Raw genomic sequence first — 16070 nt, 5'->3', positions numbered from 1 at the left:
AAGGATTTCTCTCGCTATTGTGGGCAGTAAAACTCCCATCTCAAAATTTGGCTTGGGCAAAGAAGTTAGGTGGGGGTTGGGCTGCTTGTAAATGCCCAATTGGTGAGGGCTGATTAAAGTTGCACTTTATTATTCTATAGTTCTATTAAGAAGGAGTATGTGAAAAATATAATGGAGAAAAACATTCAACAAGAGAAAGATAAAGAAAAACCTGTTTTTTATGATCCGAAAGGAAGGAGAAACATAGCCTTTATTTGGTTTCTATGTATCTCAATAGTTAGTGTAGGTGTTGTATTTTATTTTTTCTTTCAAAGTATTTTTTCAACACCAGAAATTCCAAACATGAATCCTACTGTAAAACAAGATACGAAACTTGTACCAATTAATCAAAAACTTAGTGAGGAGCAGTTAAAGAACGAAGAATTCAAGCCAAATACCGAAATGAAGGATAATAAAAATTTGGTGAATTCGACAAACGATAGTAAACAACCTAAAGAAGTGTATGGTTTTTATGTAAACTGGGATGAAAATAGTACCGCTTCTTTAAAAGAAAATATCGATTCATTAACCACGTTAGTACCAGAATGGTATCATTTAAAAGAAGATTTAACGATTAGAAGTGAGATAAAACCTGAGATTGTAAAACTAGCAAAAAAAAATCATGTGAAAATTATGCCGTTACTTACTAACTATACAGAAAAAGCTTCTGGCCCTGATAGTGAGCTTATCCATAAGTTACTGAATTCGCCGAATGATGTGAAGACGAAATTTATTAATGATTTAGTAAGCCAAGTTAAAAAGAATCAGTTTTCAGGTATTAATATTGACTTTGAGGCCGTACCTGAAAGTGATAGAGAAAACTTAACAAATTTTATGAAAGAACTTACTACGGAATTTCATGAACATGATTTGCTCGTTACACAAGATGTTCCAGCTAATGATAAGGCTTTTGATTATAGTGCGTTAGCAAAAATAATAGATCGAATGATTGTAATGATGTACGATGAGCACTATGGAGCCGGGGAACCAGGACCAATTGCTTCAAATAAATGGTTCCAACATACATTAAAAGAACTGAATATTCCGTCTAATAAGCTTATAGTTGCTTTCGGTAACTATGGATATGATTGGGAAGTGAATAGTAAAGAAGCTGCGAAGTCTTTAACTTTCTCAGAAGTTATGGCAATGGCTCATGATTCAAATATGAAAATTCAATGGGATAACATGAGTGGAAATCCTTATTTTAGATATAAAACAGGAGAGAAAGAACATACTGCATGGTTCTTAGACGGTGTTACTCTCTATAATCAAGTGAAAATCGCAATGGACAACAATGCAAAGGGGGTTGCGTTATGGAGATTGGGAGCAGAAGATCCTACAATATGGAAAGTTTTAAAAAATCCTATTGAGGCACAAAAAAATCCTAATGTATTACATAAAATCAATAGTTTAGATGAAGTAAATTATTCTGGACAAGGTGAAATTTTACAGATTGAGAATGAAAGAAAAAATGGATTGAGAGATTTTAAAGTAGGCAAAGATGGTTATCTTACAGATGAAGTATATCAATCCTTACCATCTGCATACGAAGTGCAACGATATGGAAAACCGAAAGGGAAACAAGTAGTATTAACATTTGATGATGGACCAGACCCGAAATATACGCCAGAAATTTTAAATATATTAAAAGAGAATAAAATAAAAGCTGCTTTTTTTGTCCTTGGTGAAAACGCACAACTAAATCCTAGTATTGTAAAAAGAATATACGATGAAGGGCATGAAATTGGCAATCATACTTTCAAGCATCCTAACGTAGCTGATACGTCTTTACTACGAACAAAAGTAGAACTTAATACGACGCAACGTCTGATCCAGGAAATAACTGGGCATTCTACAGTTTTGTTTAGGCCACCATACGAAGCGGATGCTAACCCGGATTCCTCAAATGAAATAGTGCCTATTTTACGGGCACAAAATATGAACTATACAATGGTAGCAGAAAAAGTGGATCCCGAAGACTGGGCAACACCATCAACAAATGAATTAGTAAAGCGTGCTCTTAATCCCGTTTATAAGGGAGAGGGAAATATTATTCTTCTTCATGATGCGGGAGGGAATCGTACCCATACAGTAGAGGCGCTCCCAATCATTATTAAAGACCTAAGAAAGCATGGATATAGTTTTGTAACAATTTCAGATTTAATGAATAAAGAACGAGATGAAATTATGCCCCCAGTTTCTTCTGAGGGGAAGCAATATTTACTTTACAATAAAGCTGTCTTTTCAGGGGCAGGATACTTTAAACATATATTAACAACTATTTTTTATGTTGCTATTGGATTAGGGATTTTTCGATTCTTATTCTTAATTTATTTTGCATGGAAGCAGAAAAGAAAAACGCTATCTCGCTATATTAATTCGTCATATCAACCTTTTGTTAGTGTTGTCATAGCGGCATATAATGAAGAAAAGGTGATAGCTAAGACGATTCGCTCAATTTTGGATAGTAATTATAGAGAATTTGAAGTTATTGTTGTGGATGACGGATCGACAGATGATACGTCAAAAGTAATGAAAGAAACATTTTATAAACACTCTAAAGTTCGTTTCATTCAGAAAGAAAACGGCGGGAAATCATCGGCAATGAACCTAGCGTTTCAACAATCGCGAGGAGAAATCATTGTTACTTTAGATGCGGACACTATTATTGCGCAAGACGCCATTTCTCTAATGATTAGACACTTTGAAGATCAGAATGTAGCAGCAGTTTCAGGTAATGTTAAAGTGGGGAATAGACGAAATTTGTTAACTACTTGGCAACATGTTGAGTATATTACAGGGTTTAATTTAGAACGTAGAGCTTTTGATGAGTTAAATTGTATTACAGTTGTTCCAGGAGCTATTGGGGCGTGGCGCAAGAAGAATGTAGTTGAATCTGGATATTTAAGCGAAGATACATTAGCAGAAGATACGGATCTTACTATTACATTTTTACGTCAAGGGCATAGAATTGTATATGAAGAAAAAGCGTATGCTTTTACGGAATCACCTGAAGATGTGAAAAGTCTTATTAAACAGCGGTATCGTTGGTCATATGGTACGCTCCAATGTCTTTGGAAACATCGAAAAGCTTTGTGTAATTCAAAACATAAAACATTAGGGTTTATTGCATTGCCTAACATGTGGTTATTCCAATATGTTCTGCAATTCATTGCTCCTTTAGCGGATATATTAATGATCATGGGGCTATTTGGTAGCGATCCGCTAAAAGTTTTAGGATTTTATTTTGTATTCTTTTTATTAGATCTGCTCGCATCTCTGTTTGCATTTAAATTAGAGGAAGAGAACCCTAAACCGTTAGTGTGGTTAATTTTACAACGCTTTATTTATCGTCAATTTATGACTTATGTTGTCATTAAATCTATATGTTCATCGCTTCGAGGAGTAGCGGTAGGATGGAATAAACTAAAGAGAATGGGGAGTGTTAAACATTCCACGGAACATAAGGAGGCATCATAAGAGAGCAGACTATCTGCTCTTTTTTTATTGATTTTAGTAAGTTGAATATAGAGTAGTGGTGAGACATTATGTTAAGATTCTCCTTTAGTTTCGGATTAAAGTTTTTTTATATTTTTTTAAAATGACGGACATAAAAACGCATATACCTTCGAATTATATATATGGATAACATAAATATGTATATAAAAGGGGAGAAATAAGATGAGAGAAAAAAAAGAAATGTTTCAAGAAATTGCTGAGGTGTTAAAGGTATTGGCGCATCCCGTTCGTCTATCTTTAGTAAAAATAATGCTTGCAAAAGGCCCTACTAATGTAACAACAATGTATGGGGATTTACAAATGCCTCAAAGTACAATTAGTCAACATTTATCTAAACTAAAAGCTGCTAAAATGGTTACAGGTACTCGGAAAGGATTAGAAATTTATTATGAGGTAACGGACAATCGCACAAAATCAATATTAGCATGTTTAGTTTAAATACTGATTGTCTAGACATTAAGAAGAGGATGAAAAAGTAATTCTTTGACTACAATTTTTAAGATTTTATACAAAAGTAATATGTATAAGTGCATGTGATTTTCTTACTAACATAAGTTGTATGTAGGGTGGTTATTAATTTGTTATACTTCTTAATTAGCTTATTTTATTAAAAATTAGTAAGGTGAAGGATTATTTATGTACACATGAAATATTTTATAAAGAGTACGACTTTACTCCAAAGTTACATTTTTAGTTTTTTATCTATAGATCTAATACTAAAGGGAAAATAACTGAAATATAAATGTAATTGAAAGGAGTGGAGTAACAATGGAGGTAAGCCTTTTTTTAGGATTTTTTTGGGGGTGGATAACGGTTATCATCTCAGGAATACTTTTTGTACGACCATCTATACTACGTGAACTGAAAAAATTAGTGGTAGAAGACAGAGGATTTGGAATTATGTATGGCTTTCTATCAATTTTCCTCGGGTTAGGTACTGTTATCTTACATAATGTTTGGACACTTAATTGGCAGGGACTCATTACACTTATTGCATGGCTCGCACTATTAAAGGGGATTTATGTAATTGCATATCCTGAACCATCCAAGAAAACCGATTTTGAAGTAAGAGTACTATCTACTCGTATAGTGCTTGCTATCCTTGGTGCTTTATCTTTATGGATGCTTTTCATACTTTATATGAAATAGAGACAAATATTTTTGATCATGGGAGTATATAGGTGAGGAGTTTTGGGTAGTCCTTTGGAACGGGATTTTATAGTTAACTGTAAATATAGTGTTTCTTCCCTTGTAGATATGTTTTTATAAATAGTGAGATGGGCAAAACGAAAAGAGTCCTAAATAAATAGGATTCTTTTCGTTTTATAAAAGTGAACTTATTTTGTATCACTAATACAATGGATGATTATTTTTCCGGACTATTCGCAGTTATCTATCTTGGTATACTCAATGGTGGCTATGTGACCATCCGGTCGAATCAAAACGGTATCTATATTTTTTAACTTGGAATCTTGTATTTCTCCTATTATCACCTTTATGTGTGAATCAATATTTATTTTATTTATCTTATCTATATAAGTAGGGTGTATTAATAAAATAAATTTACCATCCTGCATTAATTCAAAGAGTTTATAACTTTTCTTATTTAGAGAAGAAATAGTGAGGTTTGTACATCTTTTTCCTATCAATGGATGCCTTTCTATATCGTGCATCGACGAATACATTATCCCTAAGCCACTTACTCTTTCAGATAAATCTTGATTTATCTCGGGGTATGTAAGTAGGTACGAAAATAAATCCCTCAATTCCATTCCTGCGTTTGAAAAGTTTATCATTAATTGTTCTTGCGCTTGTACTTCCTTGAAAAATTGTTTTCCCACAGCATGTCTTTCAATATGATAACTTTCTAATAGGCTTTCATATTTTTTTTGTTTTATTGCGAGTCCTAATTTCCATCCTATATTAAAAGCATCTTGTAGACCTACATTCAAACCTTGTCCTCCAGCAGGGAAATGAATATGTGCTGCATCCCCAGCTAAGAATACACGCTTATGTTGATAAGTATTTGCTAGTTTGGTTGCATTGCCAAAACGAGAAAGCCATATTGTGCTCTTAATTTGAAGATGTTTACCTGTAATACTATAAATACTATCTATAAACTCTTTTTCTGTAACAGCAACATGAACAGGTATTGTCTGATTCTTAGGGTCAATAATTGCAAAACGAAATACATCAGGTGTAATAGGTACCATCATTAATATCCCATTTATATTAGAAGTAGATAAAAATGGATTATCTGGTATACCTTCTAAAATAACATCACCTAATATAGCGGTAGTTGTTGTGTTTGTTCCATTAAACGGTATATTTGATAATTCACGAACTATACTTCTTGCTCCATCAGCTCCTATTACATATGGAACTTCTATTTTATATATTGTTTCTCTTTGTTCTATTTCTAGTTGTACGAATGTTTCATATTGTTTTAAGTCTTTCAGAGTATGCCCGCGTTTAATGACTACGCCTAATTCTAATGCATGTTCTTCTAATATTTCTTCTGTAATAGATTGGGGAATAAAAAGTGTATACGGAAAATCAGTATTTAAATTTTTAAAGTTTAATCTTGTATCTAAGGCAGCAAAATGACTTGTATTTAATTTCTGTCCTCTAGCTAAAAATCTATCTGCAATACCTCTCATAGCCATCAATTCTAAGGAACGAGGGTGTAGTGTGAGTGCTCTAGAATTTCGTACCCGGTCTAATCTTCTCTCTAAAACAACAACTTTTACGCCTTGGATAGCTAATTCACATGCTGCCATAAGTCCAACTGGACCACCACCAACTACCGCTACATCATAATAATTGTCCATATCATGCCCTCCATTTATTTAATTGTTTAAGAGCTAATGTGAAAAATTGTAAATAGATTAATGATATCTATTGTACATATATAATTATACTTCATTTTAGTTTCTTCGGAAACTAAAATGAAGTTCCTAGGAGAAGTCTACATAGTAAGTGTGTAGTTAAAGCTATATATCGTTTCTGCAGCTTCTTCTGCTTGTGCTATTTTTGCTAAAAATGCTACTGCTGTAGTTCCATATGGGAGTTGTAAAGGTCTTTCCGCTATTCGTAGTTTTAATGAAGTAGTAGTGGTTTTAACTCGACTTCAAATAATTCGCTTTCAATTTCATTAAGTGCATACATTGATACAGGGTGTGGAGAGGTATTAGATAAGACTTGTGATGAAAGAAGTGCTCCTGATGAGGAGTAAAATGTAACAAACACTTGTGAAAATGGAGGGACCATAATGATTACACGGTCAGTTTTTTGTAACGTATTAACCAACTCCAAAATAATATAGTTTTATAAAAATCAAAAAAAAAAATAGATAAATATAAAGATATTATTATGGGTACTTTTCCGATAGTGAATTAAGAAAATTAATAAACTCTTTATTTTATTGTAAATAATTTAAGAGCACACAAATATGCGCGCTCTTAGAATAGAAAGGTAGTTTTCTATGAGTAGGGAGTCCTCATATAATAAAATATGCTTGTCCAATTTAAATGTGAGAAGTTTTTTATAAAAATGCTATTTGGTAAGTCTATGTGAAAAATCACCTTGTACAGGAACTCTTTGCAAAGTATTTTGTCTGCAGTCATGATTATTAAAGTTGATGAGAGCTGTTATTCGACTAATAAAACCACATCTCAAATTGTTGACTATATGTCTAACAACTAGGATGCGGTTCAATTAATAAAAAGTGTCCGAGCAAAATATAAGGTGAAAAGTATAAGATACTTTTGTTATAAAGAGTATTTATAGATGAATGTTATTGTTTTTTATTTCTGAAAGATTTGGGGTTCTAAATTACGAGTTGTTGGAGTCCCTCTAATATAAAATTTCAGTAGAAATATTGAACTACTAATATGAATGTAGAAGATTTAATAAAGACGGTAATGTTTTTTTAGTCATGTAATCTTTTCAATTGATGATCTTTTCCCCATTCACATAGTTCATCCATAATTTGCATTAAAGATTTCCCATATTCGCTTATTGTGTACTCAACCTTTGGTGGAACTTCTTGATATACAGTACGATGGATAATTCCATCAGCTTCAAGTTGCCGAAGTTGTTGAGTCAGAACTTTTTGCGTAATGTTTGGAATTTCTCGTCGGATTTCATTTGTTCGCATTTTTCCATCTATTAAGACACATAAAATATGAACTTTCCATTTTCCGCCGATTACATCGAGTGTCGTTGCAATTGGGCAGTCATCATTTTGATTCATATAACACCTCCACAGGTACTTTAAGGTTCCTATAGCACTTTAAAGTACGTACTTTTCAATTATATGTGACTCATTCATACTAATACGTAAAGGGTTGAATAATTTATAAAGGGGATGAAAAATGATGAAAACACTTGTAATTGTAGCACATCCTGATATTGAAAAATCAAAAATTAATAAAAGATGGATTGAAGAACTTGAGAAATATTCGGATGAAATTACGGTGCATGAATTGTATAAAGTGGCACCGAATTGGGAGTTTAATGTGGAAGAGGAACAAAAGCTGTTAGTAGAACATGACCGATATATATTTCAATTTCCTCTCTACTGGTACAGCTCACCACCTTTATTGAAAAAATGGTTCGATGATGTATTAACATATGGGTTTGCATACGGATCACAAGGAGATAAAGTGAAGGGAAAAGAATTTGGTGTAGCTATTTCTATAGGTGGATTAGAAAAAGACTATGAAAATAGTGGGATTACAATGGATGAGTTGACGAAACCATTCCAAGCTACATGCTTATATACAGGTATGGAATTTATACCTTCCTTTTATTTATATGGTGCAGAATATAAACTAAGTGATGAAGAGATTGATAAAAGTGCACCTGAATATGTGCAATATGTGATGAACAAGAAGTATTCTAATATATAATGAAAAATAGCCATTTACTTGTGAAGTAAATGGCTATTTTATATTCTTCTTATATTCACTAAGTGTAATCTTTAGTAAATTAATAGTTAATCTGGTAAAATAAAAAACCTAACATATATAAAGGGGAGTTTTACTTGAGAACGATGCAAAAATTATTACAAAAAAGAGCAATGCAATCACCAAATTTGGAAGCGCTTGTAGGCGGAGAGAAAAGGTATTCGTTTCAGCAGTATAATGAACGAGTAAATCAGCTTGCACATTATTTGTTACATAATGGTGTGCAAAGAGGAGACCGTATAGGAATACTATGCAAAAATAATCACCCGTTTCCAAGCGTTATGATGGCAAGTTTAAAAATTGGAGCGGTATGTATTCCGCTAAATCATCAGCTTACTGCTTATGAATTAGAAACGATTGTAAAAGAAGCGAAATTAAAAGTATTAGTTATTGATGAAGAATTTAGTGAAGTATTATTAAAGATTGATGCTGTTAAAGAAATCCCTTATGTAATTCAAACGACAAAAGAAGGCTTTGGTTCATTTGAATTAGAGTTGCAAAAACAGCCAACGTCAGAACCGAACGTAGAAGTTCATGAAGAAGACGATGCCATTTACTTATTTACTTCAGGAACAACTGGACAGGCGAAAGCATGTGTAATTGGACATAAAAACTTGCATCATTATTTTGCTGAAATTGCGGGCCAAAGAGAAATCCCAGCAGGTGAACGTTTTTTATCCGTGCATCCATTGTTCCATATGAGTGGCGTGCTTTCTATTTTAAATTGTATTTATCATGGCGTTACGATGATTTTCTTAGCTGATTCGAATCCTGCTATTATTTGGGATAAGATTGAAGAAGAGAAAATTACTACGATGCTTGCGTTCCCAGCTGTTTATAGTTACATGCTTGATGAATTAAATAAAAAAGAACGTAATATTTCAACCTTTAAAGTAGCACAAAGCGGTGGTACAAAAGTGCCAGAAACACTCATTCAAAAATATATGGAAAAAGGAATATATATGGTGCAAGGCTATGGTAGTACAGAAGGTTGGGTTGTAACCTCATGGCATCCAATGATGGGAAAAGAAAAGATGTCTTCTGTAGGAAAAACCTTGAAAAATGTAGAGGTGAAAATTGTTCATCCGGAAACAGGACATGAACTAACAACAAATGAAGTTGGAGAGATTCATGTGAAAAGTCCATACATGTTTAAAGGGTATTGGAATAATGAAAAGGCGACAAAGAAGGTAGTAAAAGATAACTGGTTTAACATGGGTGATGCTGGCATGATAGATGACGATGGATTCCTGCATATTATGGGAAGATATAAAGACGTTATTATACGCGGTGGTGACAATGTATATCCAGATCAAGTAGAAGATGTTATTCATGAAATACATGGTGTTTTAGAAGTTGCAGTAGTTGGAGTTCCAGATGACTTTTGGGGAGAAGTTCCAAGAGCTTACATTGTGAAGGATGGCGAAACAACATTAACAGAAGAAAGTATTACTCAGTATTGTAAGGAGAAATTAGCCAGTTACAAAATACCAGAAGTGGTATTCATAGAAGAATTACCGAAAAATGCTTTAGGAAAAGTGTTGAAGAGGGAATTACGAGATGTAGTTCTTATGAAATAGAAAATTATGAAACGATGGAGAACCCAGTTATGTATAAAGCATGACTGGGTTTTTATGTATCAAAAACATAATAATTTACTAGATTTTGTATTTCGTGTAAGATAATAAAGAATATTCAATTAATAATTCGAGGGATGAAATTAAATGAAGCTACCGTTATTAGAAGTAGAGACGGATAGACTCATTATCCGTCCATTTCAAAAAGATGATTACGAAAGTTGGTTAGATGGATTTAATAAGAGACTGCCATCGCAGTATAAATATGACGATGGCTATCAAGTTCTGGTATCATCAACAAAAGCATGGTTCACGGAATGGATAAGAGGTTTTGATGAAGCAGCACATAGAGATGAGATGTATGTATTAGGCATTTTTCGTAAAGAAGACGGAGCTAATATTGGAAAGCTAGAGCTGATAAAAATTTTACGAATGGATTACCAATGGGCGATGATGGGGTATTCCATACATAATCAATACTGGAAAAATGGATATGGCATAGAAAGCGTGAAAGCTGCGTTATCGTTATTTTATAATAGTCTTCATTTTCATAGAATTGAATTACATATACATGTTGATAATGAGCCATCCGTTCGTCTTGCGGAACGATCAGGTTTTTCTTTTGAATGCGAGAGAGAGGCGTTTTCTTTAGAGAATGGTAAGTGGATGGATTTTCTTATTTATTATAAAAATAAAGAAATGAACAAATAAGGAGAAAAGAAAATGAAGACTATAAACGTATTTCATTACGACGCATTTACGAATAAACCAAATAAGGGAAATCCAGCAGGTATTGTATTAGAAGCAGATGGATTAACGGAAGAGAAAATGCAAATTATTGCTGAAAAAGTTGGATATAACGAAACAACTTTTGTTCTTTCTTCAGAAGTAGGAGATATAAGAATGCGTTATTTTACACCTGGTTTTGAAATGGATTTATGTGGTCATGGGACAGTAGGGACGATATATGCTTTGCGCGAAAAAGGTTTATTAGAAGAGAAAAGTAACCTTACGATTGAAACGAAGGCTGGGATTTTACCGATACAAATAGGTGTAAATAAAAATGGAGAAACCTTTATTAAAATGAGACAGGCAGCACCTCAGTTTAAAGAATTTACAGGTTCAAAAGAAAAATTAGCTCATAGTATTGGTTTAGAAATAAATGATTTAGATGTAAGTTTACCGATTGTATATGGAAGTACTGGTAATTGGACTGTAATTGTACCGATTAAAAATCTTAATGCATGCGAGAGAATGAAACCTAATAATGCTGCATTTCCATCAGTATTAAAAGAAATACCTAATGCTTCTATTCACCCAATTTGTCTAGAAACTTATGATGAACTAGCACAAATGCACGGCCGTCATTTTTCATCAGCTTACGCTGGGACGATTGAAGATCCAGTGACAGGAACAGCTTCAGGTGTAATGGGAGCGTATTATGCGGAGTATTTAGAGAAAGATTTTGAACATGAATTGGATTTAATCGTTGAGCAAGGACAGGAAATAAATAAAGATGGTCGTGTAACTGTTTATGTAACGAAAGAGATAGAAAACGAGAAGTTACAAATAGATATTGCTGGAACAGCGGTGTATGTGAAAGAGTTTGAAGTTTCAATATAAAGTGAAACTTTAATCAGTGGGGGTTTTACTGCCCGGTGAATAGCAAGATAAAAAAGAAAGCCCGGAATACATCCGGACTTTCATTATCTGTTCAATACTTCAATGTACGAAGCATTTCCGGTTGTTCTTAAAGCGGAGCGGAAATTATTATTTTCTAACGCCACAGCAACTTGTTGTAACTGCTGTGCATCATCATGATGGATAAGTAAGCTGTCAGCACCGCTTTCTTCTATATGAATGTGTTCGACATTTCCGATAGCATCATGTACAGCTTTTAAAAATTCAGGTTTCATGGTGTCCTCCTATATGTATGTAACGTTGTTATTTAGTATTTCCTTATTTTTGAAATATAAAAGTAAATGAAAGGAGAAATAAAATGAATATAACGCAGTTTAACGAACAGATAACATCATTATTTGAAGAGCATCTTCACAAATATGGCGATGATGAATATGGTTTTACTCATATAAGTAAAGATGAATTTCACAAAATCGGTTACACAACAAATCTGACATTAGAGACGATTGAAGAAGCGTATAAAAATGGAGTCGATATGATAGTTACACATCATGCGCCGTGGAGTTTTTTATTTGGTATGGAAAAGGCTTGTATTGAGAAATTGAAGCAATATGAAATGAATCATTTTTGGATTCATTTGCCGTTAGATTTTGTAAAGTTTGGCACGTGTACGTCGTTATTTAACGGAATTGGGATAGATACAATACTAGAATATTCCACGTATGAGGAAGAAGAACTACCGGGAATAGGAGAATATAAAGAAGCGATTCCTTTTTCAAACTTAGTTGGAAAACTGGAAGAAAAAATGGAAGAGAAAGTGAAGAGCTGGAGAAATCATGATAAACCAGTAAAACGGATTGCGATTTTAACCGGTGCAGGAAACAATACAAATTTAATTGAACGTGCATTAGAAAAAGGATGTGACACGTACATAACAGGTGAAAAAACATTATATACAGTGCAACATGCGAAATTTAAAGGGATTAATTTAATTGTAGGCAGTCATACTTTTACAGAAGTGTTTGGTGTAGAAAGTTTGGCTCATAAATTACAAGACAGAGACCCGGCAATAGAAATTATTAGAGTATATGAAGAGCATTTAGAGTGATGAAATCACATCACATTACCATAAATGGAATGAACTATATGATGGAATATTGAAGAAAGCCATTGTAATAAAATAAAATTGTTGTTTGCTATATTAGGATGGTTGGCAGGATTCCCCTCACGTTTGTCAAATAATAGTAAAGTTGTCTTTTAAATTAAGAGAATATTCCGAATTAAAGGGTGAGAGAATGGAAATTTCAATAATCACTGCACAACTAATTAAGGAAAAAGTTATTTCACATTATCCAAATAGCGTAAAAGCATTAAACGGGGGAACGACAAGTACTGTATATTTGTTGGATGAACAATACGTTGTAAAGTTGAATGAATCGGATGTCATACGTGAAGAAGCTTATTTTCTTCAGTTTTATAAAAAGGACGAATTATTTCCAAAGCTTTTATATAAGGAACCTTTAAATCGCTATATTGTTTACTCATTCCTTGAGGGCACAACGTCTTGCAAACTAGGCCATAAACGGAGTGTTCTTTGTAAACTTGTAAAGGAAGTTATCAATAAGTATGAAGTGGCTACAGAGGTTGATGGCTGGGGATGGAAAGAAAATCTGCTTCAATCTTGGAGTGAATTTTTAACAACAAATGTGATAGAAGCTCATGAAAATGTAAGACGTTACATAAGTGAAGAAGAGTATAGAACGGTTCTTAATTTAGCAAATAGGGATGCTGGAATAAATCAGCCATTTTTATTGCATGGTGATCTTGGATTTCATAACTTTATATTTAAAGAGAATAAACTGCACGGTGTAATTGATCCTTTACCAGTGTTAGGAGATCCTATATACGATTTAATTTACGCGTTTTGTTCAACTCCGGAAAATTTAACAAAAGAAACAATTAATTATGCGATGAAACAGTGTGTATTTCATAAAAAAGACTGTGATTTATATGAAGAAATAGTCATAGGATTATATTTACGTATAGACACATGTTTAAGACACCACCCGAAAGATTTAGAAGATTATTTAATAGCTTGGCGTTATTGGATGGGTGAAATTAAGCCGGCTTTATAGCACAAATATTTTTGGGGGAGATAGTGAAATGAATGTTGCAGAAGCGAAAAAGGATTTAGCAATAAAAACGAAGAGAGGCTTACCGATTATATTAGCCGGCGTTTTATTTTGGATAGTTATGAGTATAACGGGATTTGTTCTTTCTGAAAAACAAGTGGTGTGGGTATATTTAATCGGTATGGGCTGTGTGTTTCCTTTTGGCTTAATGATAGCTGCTATATTGAAAATTGATATGTTTGCGAAAGGAAATCCGTTAGGGGTTTTGGCAGGCTTAATTGGTGGGATAAATGTATTGAATATTCCACTTGTATTACTTGCCTATTTTCAATTTCCAGAATGGTTACCTTTTGTAGTAGCGATGTTAATAGGTGTTCATTTTATTCCGTACGTATGGATTTATGAAAGTAAAAGTTATGGTTTATTGTCAGTAGGGACTGTATTTGTAACGTCAGTTTGTGGGATTCTTTTTGCAGAAAAAGGATTTATTGTAATTCCATTATCGGTTACAGTTGTCTATTTACTTACTTTTATAAGTTTGTTAATTGAAAATAAAAAAGCAGATCATTATCAACAAAAGTCAGCTTAATAAAGAAATAGGGATAGGGGGAATTATTATGGAAAATTTCGTTTGTACAACGTGTGGTGTGCAGTATGCAGCGAGTGTAGAAGAACCGGTGAGTTGTCATATTTGTGATGAAGAGAGGCAATATGTTAACCAAAAAGGACAATCTTGGACGACACTAGAAAGCTTACAAACAGGTGATACATATAAAAATGAAATAATCGAAGAGGAAAATGGACTTTATAGTATTACGACAAAACCAGGATTTGCGATCGGTCAAACTGCATTTATAGTGAAAACAGAGTCATATCGTTTACTATGGGACTGTATTACGTATTTAGATGAAACGACAATTGAGAAGATAAAAGAGCTTGGTGGATTAGATGCAATTGCATTGTCTCATCCGCATTATTATTCAACGCAGGTAGAATGGGCGGAGACATTTGATGTACCAATTTATATACATGAAGATGATAAAGAGTGGGTAATGCGCCCGAGTAGTCGTATTATTTACTGGTCTGGAGAGTCATTACAATTAGCTGATGGATTAGTCATTCATCGTTTAGGGGGACATTTTAAAGGTGGATCTGTCTTACATTGGGAAGAAGGTAATGATGGAAAAGGGATTTTGTTAACAGGTGATATTATTCAAGTTGTAGCGGATGAAAGGTGGGTAAGCTTCATGTACAGCTATCCAAACTTAATTCCACTACCAGCGAGAAAAGTGGAAGAAATGGTGAATCGAGTGAAGCCGTTACAGTTTAATCGTTTATACAACGCTTTTCATCGAGTAGTAAAAGAAAATGCAAATGAGGCAGTTGAACGTTCTGCTGAAAGATATATAAAAGCAATAGAAGGAAAGTTGTTTCATACGTAAAAGGAGAATAGCTTAATGAAAACGTTAGTATGCTTTGGAGATAGTATTACAGCTGATGAAACATTTTTTAATGGAATGCCGAGATTAACACCACGTTTGCAAGAGGTGTTTCCGAACTGGAAAATAGTGAATGCAGGTATTCCAGGTGATAATACATTTGATGCGTTAAATAGAATTGAAGAAGATGTAATATCATATAAACCAGATTTCGTAACAGTTTTTCTTGGTACGAATGATGCAGTCCCTTTTTCTCAAGTGTCATTACAAGCATATAAAGAAAACTTAGAGAAGATTGTGAACCAAATTTCATCAAATAAAGTACTACTGATTAGTCCTGCACCAGTTGATGAAGAAAGACAGCATAACAAGAACAAATAGAGTACTTGGTCAGTATGCAGACGTGGTGGAGGAAGTGGCGAGGGGAAACAGGAAGTTATTTTCTAAACGTATTCGCTGAAATGATTCAAGAACGGGATTATAAAAGATTTGTAGAAAATGATGAAAAAGATGGATTACACTTTGGACCAGAAGGTTATGAGTATGTAGCGAAGTTAATTGGTGAAAAGTTAAAAGGGATTTTATAAGGAGCAAAGCACTTAGTGTTTTGCTTTTTCTTATTTCTTTCGCAGTCCATAAACTTATTGATTGCTGTAATTTGGACAAACGTTTTGCATTTGTATGTGCGTAAAAGGCTAGTACTGTTTTAAAGTAATATAAATTTATTTTTTAAAATTTATATTTCGTAGTTGA

General features: G+C 33.5%; 14 protein-coding genes and 1 pseudogene. 12 read left to right on the top strand and 3 right to left on the bottom strand.

Annotation, left to right across the window (positions count from 1 at the left end; translation table 11 throughout):
• Positions 1-171 precede the first annotated feature (171 nt).
• The 3 genes from DOS87_RS19225 to DOS87_RS19215 all read left to right on the top strand — a co-directional run bounded on the left by DOS87_RS19225 (position 172) and on the right by DOS87_RS19215 (position 4707).
• Positions 172-3519, top strand: a complete 3348-nt coding sequence (locus tag DOS87_RS19225) for a trifunctional glycoside hydrolase family 18/polysaccharide deacetylase/glycosyltransferase family 2 protein (protein ID WP_098578389.1) — start codon at positions 172-174, stop codon at positions 3517-3519.
• A gap of 201 nt (positions 3520-3720) precedes the next feature.
• Positions 3721-3996 (top strand): ArsR/SmtB family transcription factor, encoded by a 276-nt coding sequence (locus DOS87_RS19220; protein ID WP_001208312.1) that lies wholly within the window; start codon positions 3721-3723, stop codon positions 3994-3996.
• Between the two features lie 330 nt (positions 3997-4326).
• Positions 4327-4707, top strand: coding sequence for a hypothetical protein (locus DOS87_RS19215; RefSeq protein ID WP_000453955.1), 381 nt, complete (start codon positions 4327-4329; stop codon positions 4705-4707).
• A gap of 230 nt (positions 4708-4937) precedes the next feature.
• Here DOS87_RS19215 and DOS87_RS19210 read toward each other — a convergent pair whose 3' ends face one another.
• Both DOS87_RS19210 and DOS87_RS19205 read right to left on the bottom strand, forming a co-directional pair.
• A complete protein-coding gene (locus tag DOS87_RS19210; RefSeq protein WP_000371167.1) occupies positions 4938-6389 on the bottom strand; it encodes an FAD-dependent oxidoreductase in 1452 nt (483 codons plus the stop codon).
• A gap of 1100 nt (positions 6390-7489) precedes the next feature.
• Positions 7490-7813 carry a winged helix-turn-helix transcriptional regulator gene (locus DOS87_RS19205; protein WP_001072962.1) on the bottom strand — a complete coding sequence of 108 codons (324 nt, stop codon included), beginning with the start codon at positions 7811-7813 and terminating at the stop codon, positions 7490-7492.
• A gap of 124 nt (positions 7814-7937) precedes the next feature.
• Here DOS87_RS19205 and DOS87_RS19200 point away from each other — a divergent pair, with 124 nt between their 5' ends.
• The 4 genes from DOS87_RS19200 to DOS87_RS19185 all read left to right on the top strand — a co-directional run bounded on the left by DOS87_RS19200 (position 7938) and on the right by DOS87_RS19185 (position 11728).
• The gene (locus DOS87_RS19200; RefSeq protein WP_002082441.1) at positions 7938-8471 is read left to right on the top strand and encodes an NAD(P)H-dependent oxidoreductase; all 534 of its coding nucleotides are present in this window, start codon (positions 7938-7940) and stop codon (positions 8469-8471) included.
• Positions 8472-8614: 143 nt separating this feature from the next.
• Positions 8615-10108: a class I adenylate-forming enzyme family protein gene (locus DOS87_RS19195; protein WP_079997362.1), complete on the top strand. Its 1494-nt coding sequence runs from the start codon at positions 8615-8617 to the stop codon at positions 10106-10108.
• Positions 10109-10252: 144 nt separating this feature from the next.
• Entirely contained in the window at positions 10253-10816 is a 564-nt protein-coding gene (locus DOS87_RS19190) for a GNAT family N-acetyltransferase (protein WP_000775342.1), read from the top strand.
• 12 nt (positions 10817-10828) lie between these two features.
• Positions 10829-11728 carry a PhzF family phenazine biosynthesis isomerase gene (locus tag DOS87_RS19185; protein WP_000849331.1) on the top strand — a complete coding sequence of 300 codons (900 nt, stop codon included), beginning with the start codon at positions 10829-10831 and terminating at the stop codon, positions 11726-11728.
• Positions 11729-11811: 83 nt separating this feature from the next.
• On the opposite strand, the gene DOS87_RS19180 is transcribed toward DOS87_RS19185, so the two are convergent.
• Positions 11812-12021 carry a hypothetical protein gene (locus DOS87_RS19180; RefSeq protein WP_000801655.1) on the bottom strand — a complete coding sequence of 70 codons (210 nt, stop codon included), beginning with the start codon at positions 12019-12021 and terminating at the stop codon, positions 11812-11814.
• 83 nt (positions 12022-12104) lie between these two features.
• Between DOS87_RS19180 and DOS87_RS19175 the strand changes: the two genes are divergently transcribed.
• From DOS87_RS19175 to DOS87_RS19155, 5 genes and pseudogenes are all read left to right on the top strand, one after another.
• Entirely contained in the window at positions 12105-12854 is a 750-nt protein-coding gene (locus tag DOS87_RS19175) for a Nif3-like dinuclear metal center hexameric protein (RefSeq protein ID WP_001027990.1), read from the top strand.
• A 187-nt stretch (positions 12855-13041) separates the two neighbouring features.
• Complete coding sequence (locus tag DOS87_RS19170) at positions 13042-13881, top strand: aminoglycoside phosphotransferase family protein (RefSeq protein WP_000406146.1); 840 nt, start codon at positions 13042-13044, stop codon at positions 13879-13881.
• Between the two features lie 28 nt (positions 13882-13909).
• Positions 13910-14467 carry a DUF7010 family protein gene (locus DOS87_RS19165; RefSeq protein ID WP_001099747.1) on the top strand — a complete coding sequence of 186 codons (558 nt, stop codon included), beginning with the start codon at positions 13910-13912 and terminating at the stop codon, positions 14465-14467.
• Positions 14468-14495: 28 nt separating this feature from the next.
• A complete protein-coding gene (locus DOS87_RS19160) occupies positions 14496-15320 on the top strand; it encodes an MBL fold metallo-hydrolase (protein ID WP_016077434.1) in 825 nt (274 codons plus the stop codon).
• A gap of 15 nt (positions 15321-15335) precedes the next feature.
• Positions 15336-15904: pseudogene (locus DOS87_RS19155) on the top strand (SGNH/GDSL hydrolase family protein).
• Positions 15905-16070 lie beyond the last annotated feature (166 nt).

Origin of the sequence: Bacillus sp. CR71, assembly GCF_003429245.1 — a bacterium.
In the GTDB taxonomy this organism is placed as follows: Bacteria; Bacillota; Bacilli; order Bacillales; family Bacillaceae_G; genus Bacillus_A; species Bacillus_A thuringiensis_S.
The sequence above is the reverse complement of the archived record's forward strand: the minus strand, read 5'-3'. Positions and strand labels throughout refer to the sequence as shown.